At 65.7% G+C, this 16,848-nt stretch carries 12 protein-coding genes; 1 reads left to right on the top strand and 11 read right to left on the bottom strand.

Features of this window, described 5'->3' with window-relative positions:
* Nucleotides 1–57: 57 nt before the first annotated feature.
* The 11 genes from ACFV2O_RS23220 to ACFV2O_RS23170 all read right to left on the bottom strand — a co-directional run bounded on the left by ACFV2O_RS23220 (nucleotide 58) and on the right by ACFV2O_RS23170 (nucleotide 13,485).
* The gene (locus tag ACFV2O_RS23220; RefSeq protein ID WP_379253595.1) at nucleotides 58–183 is read right to left on the bottom strand and encodes a hypothetical protein; all 126 of its coding nucleotides are present in this window, start codon (nucleotides 181–183) and stop codon (nucleotides 58–60) included.
* Nucleotides 184–2,068: 1,885 nt separating this feature from the next.
* The gene (locus tag ACFV2O_RS23215) at nucleotides 2,069–3,973 is read right to left on the bottom strand and encodes an acyl-CoA dehydrogenase family protein (protein WP_379253594.1); all 1,905 of its coding nucleotides are present in this window, start codon (nucleotides 3,971–3,973) and stop codon (nucleotides 2,069–2,071) included.
* A gap of 62 nt (nucleotides 3,974–4,035) precedes the next feature.
* Entirely contained in the window at nucleotides 4,036–5,577 is a 1,542-nt protein-coding gene (locus tag ACFV2O_RS23210; RefSeq protein WP_379253593.1) for a flavin-containing monooxygenase, read from the bottom strand.
* 324 nt (nucleotides 5,578–5,901) lie between these two features.
* Nucleotides 5,902–7,074: a GAF domain-containing protein gene (locus ACFV2O_RS23205; RefSeq protein ID WP_379253592.1), complete on the bottom strand. Its 1,173-nt coding sequence runs from the start codon at nucleotides 7,072–7,074 to the stop codon at nucleotides 5,902–5,904.
* Nucleotides 7,075–7,222: 148 nt separating this feature from the next.
* Nucleotides 7,223–7,366, bottom strand: a complete 144-nt coding sequence (locus ACFV2O_RS23200) for a hypothetical protein (protein WP_379253591.1) — start codon at nucleotides 7,364–7,366, stop codon at nucleotides 7,223–7,225.
* Entirely contained in the window at nucleotides 7,363–7,638 is a 276-nt protein-coding gene (locus ACFV2O_RS23195) for a hypothetical protein (RefSeq protein ID WP_379253590.1), read from the bottom strand. The genes ACFV2O_RS23200 and ACFV2O_RS23195 overlap by 4 nt, the downstream gene beginning before the upstream one ends.
* Nucleotides 7,638–8,120 carry a hypothetical protein gene (locus ACFV2O_RS23190; protein ID WP_379253589.1) on the bottom strand — a complete coding sequence of 161 codons (483 nt, stop codon included), beginning with the start codon at nucleotides 8,118–8,120 and terminating at the stop codon, nucleotides 7,638–7,640. The genes ACFV2O_RS23195 and ACFV2O_RS23190 overlap by 1 nt, the downstream gene beginning before the upstream one ends.
* On the bottom strand, nucleotides 8,121–9,125 hold the full coding sequence (locus tag ACFV2O_RS23185) for a hypothetical protein (RefSeq protein ID WP_379253588.1): 1,005 nt from the start codon (nucleotides 9,123–9,125) through the stop codon (nucleotides 8,121–8,123).
* Entirely contained in the window at nucleotides 9,122–9,688 is a 567-nt protein-coding gene (locus tag ACFV2O_RS23180) for a hypothetical protein (protein WP_379253587.1), read from the bottom strand. The genes ACFV2O_RS23185 and ACFV2O_RS23180 overlap by 4 nt, the downstream gene beginning before the upstream one ends.
* A 452-nt stretch (nucleotides 9,689–10,140) precedes the next feature.
* Nucleotides 10,141–11,343, bottom strand: a complete 1,203-nt coding sequence (locus ACFV2O_RS23175; RefSeq protein ID WP_379253586.1) for a cutinase family protein — start codon at nucleotides 11,341–11,343, stop codon at nucleotides 10,141–10,143.
* 1,329 nt (nucleotides 11,344–12,672) lie between these two features.
* Complete coding sequence (locus ACFV2O_RS23170; RefSeq protein WP_379253585.1) at nucleotides 12,673–13,485, bottom strand: class I SAM-dependent methyltransferase; 813 nt, start codon at nucleotides 13,483–13,485, stop codon at nucleotides 12,673–12,675.
* Between the two features lie 623 nt (nucleotides 13,486–14,108).
* Between ACFV2O_RS23170 and ACFV2O_RS23165 the strand changes: the two genes are divergently transcribed.
* On the top strand, nucleotides 14,109–16,685 hold the full coding sequence (locus tag ACFV2O_RS23165) for an ATP-binding protein (RefSeq protein WP_379253584.1): 2,577 nt from the start codon (nucleotides 14,109–14,111) through the stop codon (nucleotides 16,683–16,685).
* Nucleotides 16,686–16,848: the final 163 nt, after the last annotated feature.

Raw genomic sequence — 16,848 nt, 5'->3', positions numbered from 1 at the left:
GCGACTTTCTCACCGGCACTGCAAGGGATCGCCCGTTTGCTGCCCGGACGGGAAGCCTCATCGTGCGGATCCCAGCCACAGGGGCCGGGGCAGCGCCTCGGCGAGGGCGCCCACCAGTTCCTCCGTCAGCGAGGTGATCGCGTCGAGGACCTGGTGGGTGATGTCGGGCACCGGATCAGGCATCGGTGCCGGGATAGGCACTGCCTCGACTCCGGTGGAAAACTTTGACTCCGCAGGCGGCGCAGTGACGCCCGCGTCGGCAGTGAGCTGTCTCTGCTGATTCACCGGCGCCAGGCCCTGCCCCGGATCAGCAGCGCCAACTCCGGCGACTGCGACCGCCATGGCCAGCGGCAGTGCGCTCAGCGCCACCGCTCGGGCGAGATGCCGTCGCGTGGGTGTGTCCATTCTTCGATACCCCTCGTTCGATGAGTGCGCGCGAGCACTGCAGCGAGCGTGCAGCCCCGGATGGGCGGGCAAGATCACCCGCAAACAAAGGCGCAGCCGATGATCGAATACGACCAATACATGCACGCTGGAATACACGCGATTCCGAAAGCCGCTCACGTGCCGGCCTCTGCCGACACACGGAAAACGACGCCACATCCGGTTCCGCCACCAGCGAGATACCGGGGAACCCCATCCAAGGGGCGCATTTGTACTGTAAGTCGCCGAGGCGATAACCGCAACGACAAAAGATTCCAGATCACAATCGGTGGGGCGACGTGCGCACCAACAGCATCGACCACTGAACCGCTGAACGACGGGTTGCGCTGCTATCCATAGCTTTGGGCAGCATCTCCGGACCTTCGGCGGCCTACCCGCGTGCCGCTTCCAGGCAATGCACCCAGGCTGGGCACATTTCGCTATCTGCTTATAGCGCAGCATGAAAAGTCACCCACGGTGGGTGTGTTAACGGCATTGACAAATCGCGATCGGAAGCGAGTATCGTGGAATTCGGCAGAAACAATTCTGCTGCGCAGAAGAAGACGGGAACTCAACTTGCGCCGGGCCTTCCCGGCCGATACCCCCACCGACGAGTTCCTGCCGGTGCTGCCTCCCGCCCCCGGAGGAGGCAGCACCGGATCCGCGTGGGCTGACTTCCCCTGCCTTTCCAGACGTGGCAACCGCTGGACCATTCGGGCTTCGGTTCGGGCCGGGAGGTCAGTGCACAACATCACCTATCGCGAGACATGGTGTGGGCGTGCGTGATTCAATTCTCGCGCTGAGTCTCATCCTTCAGCAGCATCAGATCAGTCATCAGGGGCGATGCCACCGAGGTCTGAGCTACTGGCTAGCCCTGGATCGGGCATCCGGCGTATCCATGGAGACACCACCGACGTCCCTCGAAGCGGAGCGAGATAGCCAGTGCTCGACTTCGGTCTTCACTCCTCGCTCTTTCAGAATTGGTTCCAAGCGGGCCATGTCGTGCAAACTTCGGCTTCGGCGGCTCGACACGCTGAGGTTTCAGCTTCTGCGTTTTCCTCTCCGCGAACGGCCAGCGTGCGAGGTGTTGTCTGCGCATTGTGTCACAGGCTTAGGCGACCACACCGCTAAGACCGCGGCCGTGTAGGCGCGCCTGTGAACCATAGTCGGCAACAGAGGTGATCGCGCCGTCGAAGTTGGGTTCGCTCGCGTTGGCGGGTCCAGCCGCCCCGGCCTCGTGGGCCGGGACGGCTCGCACGCACGCGCGTCGGGCGCTCTTCGATCGCCCCATCGACTTGTTCTGGCCCGTCCCGGCGCGATCCCAGCGACGGGGACATCCCGAACCGGCCGTCTCCTCACGCAGCAGGACCGAACTCATCGACGTCGACACGCTCGTCGTTGTGGACCTCGCACCGTCCGTGCCGGAGAAGCCGCCTCCAAATATCCCGAATCCGCACCCGCCGCCCACGGCGAGGTGTCGACAATCGCGCCGAGTTGCAGTCCGGCAAGCAGTTGTGTGTTCCGTACTGATGGGGTGGATATCTCCAAGCGGTGAACGACGCCGCTTCAGCGTGCTCGACGACAGTGCGGCTCCATCTCCACACTTGCCCACCTCTCCTCTTCGGCGTATCGAAACCCGAAACGGTCAGGCCTTGCGAGGACCGGACGCGCTGCTGGCCCGCTCGGCGGTGACCTCGCTGAAATCCTCGGTGCGCCAACCCAACTGCTCGCTCCAGGCGGCGATGTAGTCGGGCTGGTCGATGAGCGCGGGCAGGGGCGGGACACCGAAGGCATCGAGCACGGTGGTGTGCAGGTGTGCTGCGAGCGCGGCGTAGCGGTCGGTCAGCTGCCGCTGGACCTCACCGGCACGTTTGGCCGGCAGCTGCCGGTGGGCGGCATACCAGGCGGCGTGGGCGTTGATGCGCTCGAGCGCGAACACTGCACCCAGATCCCGCAGGATGGCCTCGGCTTCGGGGTCGTCGGTGGCGGTGGCGGCCGCGATCACAGCGTCGGAGGCCAGCCGGTCGGTCACGGCGATCGCCACCTCGGTGGTGGCGGTGTCGGCTCCGACGACGCCGCCACCGGTGAGTGCGCCTTCTCGAGCGGCAGCGACGATCGCCTCCTCCCGCTCGCGCAGCATCGCGCTCCACCACGGCAGCGGTGCGCGCTCGTCGACGACCCGCAGTTGGGAGATGTCGGTGTATCGGGGGGCGCGACCGGCGGCGACAAGTTCGATACTGCGGCCAGCCGCCACCAACAACGCGCTGTTGGCGCCCTCGGCGGTGACCGTCCCGGCCACCCGGGCAATGTAGTCGCCGAAGTAGTTCACGCTCGAAATCCCCTGCGCGCCAACGATCTCACGGCATGTGGTCAGCACGTCGCGTGCGGTGTAGGTGGCCAGGGGTTTGGCCAGCATCGCCATCGGCGCGGCGGTCGGGTCCGGTTCGCCGCCGTCACCGGTGGTGAACCGGGCGCGAGTGAGGTTGCTCAGCGCGGTGGCGGCGGTGATGCGCGCGGCCGCAGAGACCAGATCGCGTTGGATACCGTCACGGTCACCGAGTAGGACACCGCCAGCGGTGAGCCGCTGACGGGCGTAGCGGGTGGTGATGCTCCATCCCGCCCGGGCGCTGGCCAGCGCCGCGCCGGCGTAGAGAGCGCGCCCGGAATCGATGGTGCCGATGGCCGCGTGGAAACGCTGGTGTCGGCTCAAAGCGCAGTGGAACCGGCCCTCGTCATCGAAGTGGGCCAGCTGCCCGCACAACAGTGCCTCCGCGGGCAGCGGTTTCTCGACGAATCGGAACCCCGCGTGGTCCATCTCGGGTCCACCGGCCGACGGTGGGAGCGCTGACAATTCGATGCCGTCGGTGAGCTTGCCGTCGGCGTCGCGCAGCACGACCAGAAACGGCCAGACCCCTTCGTCGGTGCCCGCAGCGATCAGGCGGGCAAGGACGATCCCGATCTTGGAGACGGCGGGATCAGCGATGTTCGGCATCCATTTGATCGCCGCAGCGTTGGGGGTGTGCAGCAGGAATCGACGCTGCTGTGCTTGCCAGATCGCTTGAGTCTGCAGACCGGCCAGGTTCGTGCCGTGGCCCAGTTCGGTGCCTGCGAAGGCGCCGTTGGCGGTGCCGTCCTCGAGGGCGTGCAGCAAGGACTGCTGGTAGTCGGATCCGCTGCCCAAGCGCAGGATGGGTGCGATGCCGAGGTTGAATCCGTGCAGCACGGTCAGCAGCCGGGGGGCGTGGATGGCGGCGGAGTCGTAGATGGCGCACAGAAGTGGGAAATTGCGGGCGATGTCGGTGGCTGAGCCGCCGAGCGCGGCTACGACCTGTGCCATCAGTTCGTAGCCGTGATGGGCGGTGTCGGTGTAGCTGCGGCCCGGCACGGGCCGGTCGTCGAGTGCGGCGATGATGTCGCGGACCCGTCGCTGGTCGAGAGTGGAGGTGCCGGCGAGGGTGTGGCGCAACGCGGCGGGGGCCGGGCGGTGGGTGCGGGTGGAGTGGATGGAATGCCAGTAGGCGCGGCCATCGGGCGCGGTGGATGTGGTCATGACAAGTCCTCGATTCGGTGCAAAGAATGAGTGGTTGTGCCGTCGCGGCTGGCGGTTGCCGGTTACGGCGTGGCGGTGTGTGATGCGCGTGGGAGGGTGTGCGCGCGTCGGGAAGCGATCGCTGGGCCGGTAGGGCGTTGCGCGGGTGCGCGTCCGCGCAGCGGCACCGGGACAAGGTCCAGAGCAGGATCACGCGCGGTCATCCGCGCATACGCCCGGGCGGTCGACGGCCACGGCGTGACGACCCGCCCGGAGGCGGTCTTGTACCAACTCGGTCCCCCGGTGGGCCAGACGGTTCGAGCGATCGCCGCCTGCAACCATTGGTCGTAGCTGGCCATGGCGTGGGCGCTGACCTCGAGCGCGGCCGCGCCGGAGGTTTCGCGCAGCCGGATTGCGGCCATGATGTAGCGCAGCTGGGATTCCTTCATGCCGATGTTGGAGCCGGCAGAGTTGAAGGTATTCGGTCCGGCCAGGAAGTAGGCGTTGGGAAATTTCGGCGCGGCCAGGCCGAGGAATGTTCCGCCACCTTCATTCCAGTATTCGTGCAGGAGCATGCCGCCGCGACCCACGACTCGGATCGGCTCCAGGAACTCGGTGGTGCGGAACCCGGTGGCGTAGACGATCGTGTCGACCTCGTGCACGACACCGTCTTCGGTGCGGATACCGGTCGCAGTTACAGCGTCGATCGGGGTGGTGATCAGCTCGACGTTGTCCTGGCGGAGCGCACGATAGTAGCTGCGCGACAGCAGTATGCGTTTGGCGCCTATACGGTGCTGTGGGGTCAGCGCGTCACGAAGCCGCCGGTCGCGGACTTGCCAGCGCAGGTAGGCGCGAGCGGCCCATTCGGCAGGGCGCGCCGACCATCCGCCGGTCATCACCGGCGCCAGCACCAGATCTGCCATGTAATACACCAGAGCGCGATACAGCTCGTGGGTGATCGGGACCCGCCGCAGTAACGTGCGGGTGAGCCATCCGAACTCGGGGCGGGGTTTGGGCAGCACCCAGGTCGGAGTTCGTTGGAACACGCGCACCTGCTCGGCGATAACCGCTAGTTCGGGGACCAGCTGCACGGCGCTGGCACCGGTGCCGACGACCGCGACACGTCGGCCCCGCAGGTCTCGGGTGTGGTCCCATTGCGCGGAGTGAAACCAATTCCCGCCGAAGGTGTCGCGGCCGGGGATGTCGGGCAGATGGCGGCGGTGCAGCATCCCCACGGCGAAGATCACGGTCTCGGCGTGGACGATATGTCCTTGGGCGGTGGTGAGCCGCCAGCGACCAGTGTCCTCGTCGAAGGCCGCTTGGGCGATGGCGGTGCGCAGACGCAGATGCGGGCGCAGTCCGTGGTCACCGACGACCTGGCGCAGATAGTCCAAGATATCCCGCTGTCCCGGATAGCGGACCTCGCCGCGATAGGGCTGCGCGGTCAGCGAATACAGATGTGACGGTACGTCGCAGTTGCATCCGGGGTAGGTGTTCTCTCGCCAGACGCCTCCGACATCGTCGGCCTCCTCGAAGATCAGGAAGTCATCGATCCCGTTCTCGCGTAGCGCGATTGCCGCTGCGAGCCCGCCGAAACCGGCGCCGACGATCGCGACTTTCGCCATGGTCTGACGCGAATCCGGTGAGTTCATAGTTGTTGCCTCGCTTGTCTCAGCTGTCGATACCCGCTCCAGCCGTTTTCCGATGTTTGGTGCGACAGTTCGTTTTGTCGCAGCTGGCCCCCGTGACTTCGTTTGTCGCCGGTTCGTCCTGTGGAGGCGCGACCCGGCGGCCGCATCATGGAGGGTGCTGATGGCGGCGTGCGCCGGCGGCCACGGTGAGGCGGCTATCGGTCAGGACTTGCCGCGCCTGTAGGCCATTCGGGGCCTGTGCGAGGGTTATTTCGGCGCGCGCTGGTGGTGATATTTCCGGTGCAGCGTGATCAATGTTCATAGGACCCGCTCTGCGTGGTCATGCTTCGAGCCGGGCGGGTTGCTTGCTTGCTGCTCGGGGTCAGGCCGTGGCGTGGGTCGTGTGCGCCGTGGCGCGGACAGCCGCACATCGACCATTGCCTGAGGCGCGTCCCCGCGGGTCAGGACAGTCCAGCGGGCCGCGACGACAACCCAGTCCTGCTCGTCGTCCCAGCGCATCCGCCAGTGATTTCGGGCGTGCTCGGTCCCGGATAGCAACTCCGCCCGTAGGGCGGCCAGCCCGGTGATGTCCTCTGGGTGGATCGTGGGCATCTGGTGCAGCCACCGGTCCAGGGGCGGCGGCCCTTGGGAGACCCACTCATGCAGCAGGCCGGTGCGTAGATCCACCACGCCCACGGCGTGCTGAACAGGAATTGGCGCCGCTCGGATCAGCCGCGTCGTCATTCCAGGGGCAGGAACGGGGTACGCGTCGCTGATGTCGTGGACCAGGGCCTGGACGGTGCGGGTGCGTCCAGTACCGCTGCCGCAGGCGGCGATGGAAACATGCAGCCGCGCTTGGCTCATCACCCCTGCGGTGATGGCGGTGCCCGACCACAATTTCGGGGTGGGGGTGTCACCGAAGAGGTGCAGAAATGCGGTGCGGTCCTCGATGCGTTCGAAATGACGCATGAGGTCCGGCAGCGTGCGGTCAGTCGACCGCATCGAGTCGCTGTCCAATATCCGTTCGAGTGCGCTGGTGGTGTGGACGAGCCCGCCACCGGATGCGGTCCACAGCATGGCGCCGACCTCCGGCCGAAGCGGCACTGCTGTATCGCGCGGGCCGGCCCACAGCTGCACTGCCCACACGTGATCGTTCGGGCCGAGGACCGGGACGGCGAACACGCGCATCGGTTCGCCCGAGGGTGGGTAAAGTGCGCGCACCTGCGGCTCACCGGTGGTGACGGTCTGCTCGATGATCGCGGGAATGTGCTGCGCCACGGTAGAACTGCCTGCGGCGCGGGTTCGCGCGACTCGTGAGAATCGCCGGGGATAGGCACCTTCGGCTACCACCGATCGCGGCAAGCCGGGCAGGAATGTCTGCACCAGCACCCACGCCGTTTCTTTCGGAGGGCGAGGACTATCCCTCCCCACGGCCGGTGCCGCGGCTGACGTCTGTTCGAGCCGTGAGCTCTGAGGGCCGGAGGGAATCATCGACGGCTCCTCGCACGGCTGCGTGCGCAGTCGCGGCAGCGCTGACGTGCACATCGGGGTTGATGCCCACCGATCGTGAGCGCGACGTTCGCTATCACCGTGCCCACCGCGATGACAACCGGATACACCGACTCGAAGTTCAGCACGGTCAGCTCCCGCTGCGCTCCGGTGGCGCACCGGTGTCGGTGTGGGGGGCCGTAGGTCGTAGTGGTGGGGCGGCCACGCCGATCGCGGCGTTGACGCTCACCGCCGCGATCGCGAAGGCTGCCAGGATCAAAAGATCCACGCTCATTGCGCCACCCCACTATCGGTGACCCACACGGCAAGGCGGATCACGCCGTCAGCCGCGCCGCCACAGCCCACCCTGTCGCCCGAGTGGGCGGGCACGAGGATGGTGTTGGTGCTGCTCGACGGATGCGACGGTTCGGGGTTCGGCGACCAGATCGTCGCCCATCCGACGGCGGCCGCGGCGACCACCGCGGCGAGAACTGTGACCACACTGCTCAACGTCTGCCACTGCCTCGGCGAGGTGTCGTCATCCAGATTCTCTGTGTCCCAATGCATCACGATCTCCTGCTCTCGCAGCTTGGGCGGCGGCGACCGCCGAGGAGCGCAGCGATCCGGCCCCTTCGGCGGGCACGGCGGTGCGAACCCAGGGCGGGCACGACCCGGTCGCTGGTGTTGGTCAAGGCCGTCACGACGGTGTCCTGGTCACCGTCGAGGCTGGGGACGTGCACTGCGACCGGATCGCTGATCCCTGCGGCCGACAGCTGCGCCACCAGCTCGTCCAGACGCATCAGGATCGGTCCGATCCCCCGTGCTGCCGGTGTGCCGAGGACGATCACCACCGCAGCGCTCGCCGACCGTGCCGCTGCTGTGATCGTCGCCAGGTCGATCTCGCCCCGCGGCTGTCGCAGCACGGTCACCGGATGCCCCTCACGCAGCAGAATGATGACGAGACCGCCTGCTTCAGCGTCGTTGTCGTCGATGACGGCGCGCGCAGCGTGCAGGGCGGCGGAGATTGTGTTGGTCGGCTGTTGCGGCATCTACTCGCCTACCGCCTCGTCGTTGGGCGGGAGCCGATCAACGCGCTCGCGCATCAACCGTTCGACCGCCGCCAGTGGCGACAATGCGCGCTCTGCCAGCCGCATCGCGGCCGGTAGCTCGCCGCGGCGGCGATGGGCCTTGGCGATGAGCATCACCGACGCGGACAACTGCGCGAGTAACAGCGTCTCGCGCGCCGCGTCGTGGGCGGTAGCCGATTGTTGAGCCAGCACATACGCAGTCCGCGCTAGACTGGCCGAAGGGGTTCCGTCCGTCTTCGAGCGGGGACCGCTGCCCCGAGCGATGCCGGATCGGGCAACCTGCTCGGATGCCGCGGCCAACGGCCCCCCAGAGGCGGGTTCGCAACGCAGCGACCAGATCGCGAGAACTCCGGCAACTCGGGTGGCCGACCACTGCCAGCTGTAGCGATCCGCAGCCTCGGAATGTTGCAGGCGGTGATTGAACTGCGCGGCGTCTACTAGCGCTCGCTGCCACATCGCCGGGGAGGTCAGCAGGATTGATTCCCGCTCCCATCGGCCCATGATGCGCACGTGTCGCCACTCCGCCGCCGCTTCCAACCGCGCCTGTTCGCTGGAGTCCCAATCCAGGCGCAGCACCTGCAGCAGGCAATCGGCACCGAGTTCCGCGTCCGATACCTCCGGTCGCAGAAGTGTTGTGCGGGGATCGCGCAGTGAGAAACCGGCGACAGTCGAATCATTCGCGCTGAAGCGTGGCTGCAGCATCATGCGCGGCGTGCGCAGCCGGCGGACGAACTCTCCCTCGCTCACGCTGACGACCGCCGCGGCCCGCACGATCCTGCGCAGCAGATCGAATTCGGTCGCCGGGTCGGCATCGCGGCGTTCGGCCTGCGCGAGTTCATGCTCCGCGCCGAGCGGACCCGACGCGAGAAGACCATCTGCGGGCACTATCCCATAGAGCCCTAGCCGGTCTGGCCTGCAACGATCATCATCGTGGTGGCGCGGCTGGTCGTCCTCGTAGGAGCTCATCGTGAATCCGCCGCTCGATGGTGGCGGTCGGGCACATCGCTGCGCCCGCCGACCAGTGGCTCGGTTGCCGCATTCCAATGCCCGCCCGTGCTGTGCGCGCACCCCTTTGTGGCAGCGGAGATCAGTGCTGGGGAAGTCGCGGACGCCGCGGTGCGCAGGCACCCGGCGGCCGCGACGCCTACCCCCAACGACAGCACGGCCATCAGTCCGAAGACCGCGTGAAAACCGTCGAGAAACGCCTCGAGCGGCCGGGCGGTGGCCATGGCTGCGATGCCGACAACACCGCCGAGCTGGCTGACAGTGAGTCTCGACCCGAACGCAGCCGCACACCTCCCGGCATCAGCCACCTCGGCGCAGATCACCGACAACGCGGTGATCGCGGTGCCCATGCCCAGTCCCAAAAGCGCAACCACCATTCCCCATGCCGGCCACGCAGGTTCGACACCCACGGCTGAACTGCCCATGACAGCGAATCCCGCTGCGACCGACGTCATCCCGCCCGCGCACCACCACCGTGCTGAGGAATCGGTGATGAGGTGACCCGCCACCACGGCAGCGAGCATTGCCTCCACACCCGCTGATCCGACGCAGGCGACCGTAGTTGGCAGCGACACTCCCCACACCGAGGTCAGCAGCTGCGGGGCGGCTAGCAGATAGCTGGATGTTCCCGCACCAAGGCAGAACGACACCAGACTCGCCGTCGCCAGACGCCGCCGTCGCCATCGCGGCACCGTCGGAGCCGGACGTGGATGCCGCGCGCCGCGCGCGACGACTGTGTCTGTAGCTGCTGTTCCGCCGGATGCCACCAGCCACCGGGCCAGTAGATCGCAGTCTGCGCCCTCGGCCAAGGCCCCAACGACCTCACCGACACCCACCGACAGACCGGCCGCGCCGAGCAGAGCCAGCAGGCCTCGCGGACTGCGCTTCGGTGGCGCCATGACATCGGCTGCGGTCGTCGGTGCGGCAGCGGCGCTCGCGGCTACGACATATGGGATGCGGTCGTGCGGCTCGGCACTCATTGCCCGTTCCCCGCAAGGTCATGCGAGGCCGCGGCGAACCAGTCGGCTGCCTCGTCGGTCTGGCCATTGGCGCCGTACCCGGTGTGCGCGACAGTGACGGTCGCGTAGTGCAACAGGGTTGCCGGATTCAGCAGGTCCGCGTTCGCCACGATCTCAGCGCCGACCGCGACGCCGATCTGATTGACCAGCCTCGGGATCTGCCCTAGCGGGTCGGCAGCGATCGCGCCGACGATCTGACCGACTCTGTCCGCCGCGGCCTGCGTCTGCTCCGGCGTCGCCGCGGGAGTACGTGGATCTGCCGCCTCCGCCAGGCGCTGCGAGACGGTTTGCGCGGGTGCATAGTTCACCTGACCGGCCGGATCAACGGTGACATCCGACAGCAGCACCGCATTGGCTGCCTCGGTTACCGTCTGGCCCCATGCCCCTGCCAGGCTGCCCGCCGCCGTGATCGGGTCCCGCAGGTCGGCCTGCGCCGCGAGTCCGGCTGCCGTGCGTAGCGCCGCGGCATGACCGGGGGCATCGCATGCCAAATCACCCGCCGCGCAGAACTCGCCCACCCGCCCGGCAAGGGTACCGAAGTCGGTGCCGCGGTCGGCGATGCCGCCGCTACCCGGGACCGGCGACAGCCGCACTCGTGCGGTGTGCGTGCCGTCGGTGCCCGGCGGGGCACTCGGCGACGCCTGGCCGGCCACACCCGGTATCGGCCCTGTCCCAGCCGGTCGCGTGGGATCACTCAGCAGCGCAATCGCGGCCACTCGATCCGCAGGCACCGGACCGACACCCGCGCCGATGTCCTGTGCAAAACCGGACACCACCGCGGCGCCGCCGGAATATCCCGCAGCCGCGATCTGGGTGTGTGGGCAGCGGTCCACGACCTCGCCTGCCGTGGCGTCCAGTCGAGCACGAGCCTGATCAGTCGAGGCGGCGAACGGATCGGTGCCCGGTCCCGTGCCCAGCGCACCACCGAATGACGCGGGGTAGGGAATGTAGACGCGGTCCACGCTCGCTCCCTCGGCGATCAACGGGACGAACACCCGGCCGAGCATTCCCGAATCCGCCGTAGGCGAGGCGGTCGGCGACGACTCGGAGGTACCCTGCACCCCCAACACCAGCAGCGACGGGCAGCCAGGCAGCGGAACGGGGCCTTCGTCTGCGGCCGCAGCGCCGCCGCCCGTCGCCATCACAGCGGCAGTAGTCACCGCCACCGCTCCCCACGCGCCGGTTCGTGCGCTCAAACGGCAGCGGCGATGCCTGCTCATGCGCTCACCTCCGCAATTGCGCGAACAAAGGCTTCTTGCGCAGCGTCATGCACGCCGCCGAGCGCCACACCGACGTAGGTCACGATGCGAATGCTGGAATAACGCAAAGGGATTCCCCTATCAAGGATCGAGAAGCATTGGTGCACACACACCGCAGCAGCGACGTTGAAGTCTTCGCGGTTTCCCGGGCTCTGCGATGAGCCCGAGAAGCCGTGGAGACTCCTGGAGCCGGCCCGCCGCGTGTGGGCCGGATCCCGCCGCGCCGCTAGATCACGCCGAACGAATGCAGAAGTGAGATCCCGTTCGCCAGGAGCGACAGGCCGCTCGAGACGAGATTCGACACTGCGTAGGCCAGGCCGAGTATGTCCATGAGTTAGGTATTCCTTTCATTACTGACGCACGATGTCCGTACATCGAAATATCGGCCGCACGATATGAACTGATCACATTTCACACCGAGCTCCAGTGGTCGCACGACAGCGAATGAAAGAGATTCCCACACACGTGCAGCGCACAGCGCAGCAACGGAGTGCACGAATTTCCCACCGCCCCCGGCGAATCGTCAGCCTTACACATCTGTAAACGGGCGGATTCCCACGGCAGCTACCGCCTGGATGTCCGACCGGATACTGAATGTTCGGGCTACAAGCAGTCTTCGGCAGTAAGATGTACGTGTCAACGCTCTTTGGGTACCCACTTTGTACACATTTTGCAGAAAGACACCCAGACCGTCAGCACCACCGATATATATCGGCAAATTTCACCCACGCTGGGTACATTTTCCCTTCGCATGTTGAGTGCATTCAGGTGATGACACAGGCCTGCCTACACTCGCACCGCCGGCGACAAAAGGGCCAGCCTCGCCTGCGATCACCCGTGCCACCCCCAGTTGCCGGACACCGGAAGGAGCGGAACGCACCGTACTGCAATATCGGTGCGCTGCTGACCGCCTCGACACTGACGGTGGCCGCTACAGTTGTAAATGATCGACAACGGCAGCAATGTACCGTTCGAGAGTCGGACAGATCGAACCCCATCCCCTCCACGTCACGACTAGCTGGGTCCCCACACCATGGTCTACCGGCAGCGTCCGCGCCGACAGATGACCGACAGCCGGCGCAGACGCGCTGAGACGGCACCGCAATTCTCGCGATGAAACCGACGCGGAAGTCTGGCAACCCCGCCCTCACCTCACCTGAAGCTCGCCGCGCGCATCATCCCGCCACAGGCTGCTCACCTACCCGTGACGGGAGGGGCAGTTTGGCGCTGTCACGCCGTACAGGCATACACCAGATGGGGTCCCGAATCCGTGGCGCGAGAGCCGACCGGGACGCCGTATGAAGTGAGCAGCTCGATCGCGGAGCGGTCTTCGACATGGACGTAGCCCAATTCCTGCAAGATGTCGCGCATCTCGTCTGCGGTGAAGAAAGTGAGCCACGGTTCGCCCGCTGCAGCGACGCGATCAGCACGTGCTTGCACCTGGGTAGCCGTGGCCTCGTCGGGACTCGCGGCGACCGGGTAGAAGTAGTCGAAAACTACTTCGGACTTGGCGTGGCCGGCGATGTACCGGAGCGTGTCGTCGACCGATGCCCTGGTGAGGTAAACGACAACGCCGAGCCAGATGTACACAGCACTGCGATTGCAGTCGAAGCCCGCTCCGGCCAACCCGGCGGCCAGTGTGGTGTTCTCGAAATCGACTGGAACGAAGGTCAGCGAGTCCGGAATTGCCATGCCCGCTCCGGACACGCGTCGACGCTTCCACTCCTGAGTGGTGGGGTGATCCACTTCGAAGATTCGCGCCGTTGTCCCGCCATGGCGGTAGGCGGTCGTGTCGAGTCCGGCGCCGACGATCACCACCTGGTCAGTGCCTCTGGAGACTGCGGCCGCAACGGTGTCGTCTGCGAATCGACTGCGCGCATTGATGAACAACCTCCTTTGACGAACCAGATCCGGATCCAGACCGTGGTCGAACTCCGTTTCAGCTAAGACGGATTCACCGAGGATTCTCACAGCGAAAGGATCGGTGAACACCCGCGGCTCGTCGGCGAGCTGGTGGTAGGCCCGCGCGTGCGCAACAGCCATCGCGGTTGTGCTCGGACGTCCGGTCTGCATCCTCACCCTCCCATTGCTGCACAACCACGCCGCTCGAGCGTCGTGCGCCATCAGCCCGATCAGTGCCCAGACACCACCAGTGGCGCGGTCAGCATCCGGCGAACGTAGCCGGGTCGCCACATCAATCGCTCTGCGGCAACAAGTAACTCGGGTCGAGCATCGAGTTACCTCCCGATGTACGCCAGCGACACATTGCCATAATCGTAAGATGCGCCGGAATAGAGAATTACCTACGCTTGTACCTACCTATATCACTGACAAACCTTTCTGACCGATCGTCGGCGGGAGTGAATGGCACGTCCAGGTGGACGCACAGATCGCAGGCAGCAAATTCACGCACTTCGAAGTACCGAAAGGATAGGTAGCTACCTACGGACTTACCTACCTATCATCACAGGATACGGTTGGCACGCCTGCCCGTCGTCGATCCTCAGTTGCCAGTGCATGCGGATCGACACGAGAAGAGTGCATATCGAGACGCCCACGCCGCGATGGTGTTTCCGCCCAGCCGGGCGTGAGTGTTGACAACCACGAGTTAGGTCGGCCAGCAGCACGTAGAAGACCGACCATCCTTTTTCGGTTATAGTCCGCATATGCATAAACCAGGGGTGGGGCGTGTGGGAGGGGTACCGACGCCGACTCGGAACTTTGTCGGACGCGATCGCGAGCTGGAGCAGATTCAGGACTACCTACTGACCCAGCGGCTGATCACGCTTGCGGGTGCGGGTGGGATCGGGAAAACAGCCTTGGCGGCTGAGGCGATCCGGCGCGTCAGAGCCAAGGACCGCGGCGCTCAGGTCCACTGGGTGCCACTCGCACGGCTGCCTGCTGACTCGGACTACGCCGCAGTTGAGCGGGAGACCACTCGAATCGTGTTCCAGGGCGAGTTCTCCGGAAAATCCGGGTGGGAAGCTCTAGTCGACGCACTGGCCAGCGCCAGCACCGATGAGGCAGGCAACACCCAACGCACCATCGTTGTCTTCGACAACTGCGAGCATGTGCTCGACCCTCTCCTACTTTTCGTCACCGATCTCCTCGATACGCTCCCGGATCTGACGATCCTGGCCACCAGTCGGATCTCCCTCGGCTGGGCCGATGAGCGTGTAACGAATGTTCCACCGCTGACCAGGGAGCAGGCCGCCGCGTTGTTCCGGCAGCGCGTCGAGCTCACTGGCCACCAGGTGATCGGCGAGGAAGAGTCGGAGATCGCCGCTGAGATATGCCGACACGTGCATCACCATCCCCTCTATATCCGGTTGGCCGCCGCCCGGCGGCGTTACCAGTCGTTGGCCGGGATTAGGGATGAGCTATCGGGCCGAGCCGACGACCAGCGGATGCAGTGGTCGGCCGGGCCGCGCGCGGGGGTCGAACCCCGCCACAGGAAGGTCACTGACGTCATTCGGTGGTCGTACGAATTGTGTTCCGATCAGGAACGACTGCTGTTCGATCGCATGTCGGTCTTCGCTTCTGGATACGACACCCATCCCGACGACGCGCGCGCCGCCGCCGCAGATGTCGGAGCCGATCTCCATGCGATCCAAGCCGTGTGCGGTGACGAGGTCGAGGATTCCGGCGACAACCGGGATGTTCGTCCGTCGCTGCCGCGCAATGAGATACAGCAGCTGCTCGACAGGCTCGTCGATCAATCGCTGGTGACCGTCCACATCACCACATCGACGGTGCGCTACAGCCTGCTCGAGACCCTACGGATGTTCGCCTGGAAGCAGCTGAGTCGACGTTCGGACAGCAGCGGAGAAGACCAGCTGATGTGCCTGGCTCATCGGCACCTGATGTACTACCGGGATCGAGTCACCGATGCCGCATCCCGCTGGTTCAGTCCGCAGGAGCGAGAACTGCTGGACTGGGCCCGGGCATCCTGGGACAACATCCTCACTGCTATCGAAACGTCCCGCTCTTCGCCCAGCATGGCGGAGGCAGGCTTGGAAATCTGCATCGGGCTGATCGCCCTCCGTGTTCCGTTCGTACGAGGTCGGATCCAAGATATTCGGCGGTTAACAGAGCGGTGTCTGCATGCCACCGAGACGCTCAGCCCACAGCCGACTGCGCTGCAGGTAGCTGCCCAGTCGGCGATCGCGTGGCTTGCCGTGCGGCAAGGGCAAGAGGCCCACCGTATGATCGAGGACTGCGTCGCCGCCAGCATTCCCGATGCCGACATGGCCGGCTGGCGCAAGCACCCCGAGATCGACTTCGGCCTTTCTCCACGACTGGAAATGGCCCAGGGCACAGAAATGGTTATGCGCGATCGGGATCCGAGAGCGATCGCAGTGCTCGAGCGGGCCCGTGACAAGTTCCGTGATCTCGGCGATCGCGGCGGCGAGATGATGGCCGGCATGTTCGCCGGCTTCGCGGCGGCCCTGCTCGGATCATCGGACCAGGCTCACGCCATTACCGAGCGTTGCCTCGAGCAAGCGCAAGTATCGGGTGCGCGGTGGGCGGCTTCGTGGGCTGAGCTGAGCCGTGCCGTCGCCCTGCTCAAGCACGGCGATCCCAAAGCCGCGTTGACGATCCTGGATCATGCCTTACGTCATCAGCTGTCCGTTCGTGATCAGTGGGGTGCGGCGTGGGCGGTCGAGCTGCGGATTTGGGCATTGGCAGCCCTCATCACAAACAACGGCAGCAGCCACCCTCAGAATCCATCTCTAGCAAGGGAGATCGCTTACCTCACCGGCGGCATGGGCGCCGTGCGAACGCGCCTGGGCATCGACATCGCATCGATGGGGTCGTTCGCTGACCAGTCGCGCCAGGCCCGCGCCGTATCCCGCAAGGTGCTCGGTGCTGCCGCCTACACGGATGTCGAGAAACGCGGCGCCCGACTCGATCCTGTGACCAACGAGGTGCACCGCGTCGCTCTGCGCGACCTGACCATGAACTTCGCACCGCTGCCTGCACCCGAGCCGTGGCGCACGCTATCGGAACCCCAGCTCGAGATCGCCATCTTGATTGCTGCTGATTACACGAATCGTGCCATCGCCGCATGTCGAGGCGTCTCCCGGCGAACGATCGACGCGCAAGTCGCGGCGATATTCCAGAAGCTGAAGATCAATTCGCGAAAAGACGTAGCGGCGAGCATTCCTGCACATCTCATGCCCAGAATCGACGACGCCGCACGAGAACGGTCTTCAGCTTCGAATCCTGACAGCGTGACATAGGTAAGTGACCACGGTAGGTAGCTGCCGGTCATTCCGCATTCCATCTTCATTGCGTGCGTGTGAGAGTCGCGCTTGACGACCACAGCTCTCCCGCGACGACAGGGCGCCATCCGAAGCCGGTCAGCGCTCCCTTGCCGCTGGACGCTACAGGCACCGCACGAAG

The organism is Nocardia sp. NPDC059691 (genome assembly GCF_042733915.1).
Classification (GTDB): Bacteria; Actinomycetota; Actinomycetes; order Mycobacteriales; family Mycobacteriaceae; genus Nocardia; species Nocardia sichangensis.
This window is presented reverse-complemented; position numbering and strand designations above follow the sequence as displayed.

Bases quoted from the DNA above. Each gene is read 5' to 3' on its own strand.
- ACFV2O_RS23180 (WP_379253587.1), bottom strand. From the start codon at position 9,688: ATGCTCGCTGCCGTGGTGGCGGGTCACCTCATCACCGATTCCTCAGCA.
- ACFV2O_RS23165 (WP_379253584.1), top strand. From the start codon at position 14,109: ATGCATAAACCAGGGGTGGGGCGTGTGGGAGGGGTACCGACGCCGACT.
- ACFV2O_RS23200 (WP_379253591.1), bottom strand. From the start codon at position 7,366: ATGAGCGTGGATCTTTTGATCCTGGCAGCCTTCGCGATCGCGGCGGTG.
- ACFV2O_RS23210 (WP_379253593.1), bottom strand. From the start codon at position 5,577: ATGGCGAAAGTCGCGATCGTCGGCGCCGGTTTCGGCGGGCTCGCAGCG.
- ACFV2O_RS23190 (WP_379253589.1), bottom strand. From the start codon at position 8,120: ATGCCGCAACAGCCGACCAACACAATCTCCGCCGCCCTGCACGCTGCG.
- ACFV2O_RS23220 (WP_379253595.1), bottom strand. From the start codon at position 183: ATGCCTGATCCGGTGCCCGACATCACCCACCAGGTCCTCGACGCGATC.
- ACFV2O_RS23195 (WP_379253590.1), bottom strand. From the start codon at position 7,638: ATGCATTGGGACACAGAGAATCTGGATGACGACACCTCGCCGAGGCAG.
- ACFV2O_RS23205 (WP_379253592.1), bottom strand. From the start codon at position 7,074: ATGATTCCCTCCGGCCCTCAGAGCTCACGGCTCGAACAGACGTCAGCC.
- ACFV2O_RS23215 (WP_379253594.1), bottom strand. From the start codon at position 3,973: ATGACCACATCCACCGCGCCCGATGGCCGCGCCTACTGGCATTCCATC.
- ACFV2O_RS23185 (WP_379253588.1), bottom strand. From the start codon at position 9,125: ATGAGCTCCTACGAGGACGACCAGCCGCGCCACCACGATGATGATCGT.
- ACFV2O_RS23170 (WP_379253585.1), bottom strand. From the start codon at position 13,485: ATGGCTGTTGCGCACGCGCGGGCCTACCACCAGCTCGCCGACGAGCCG.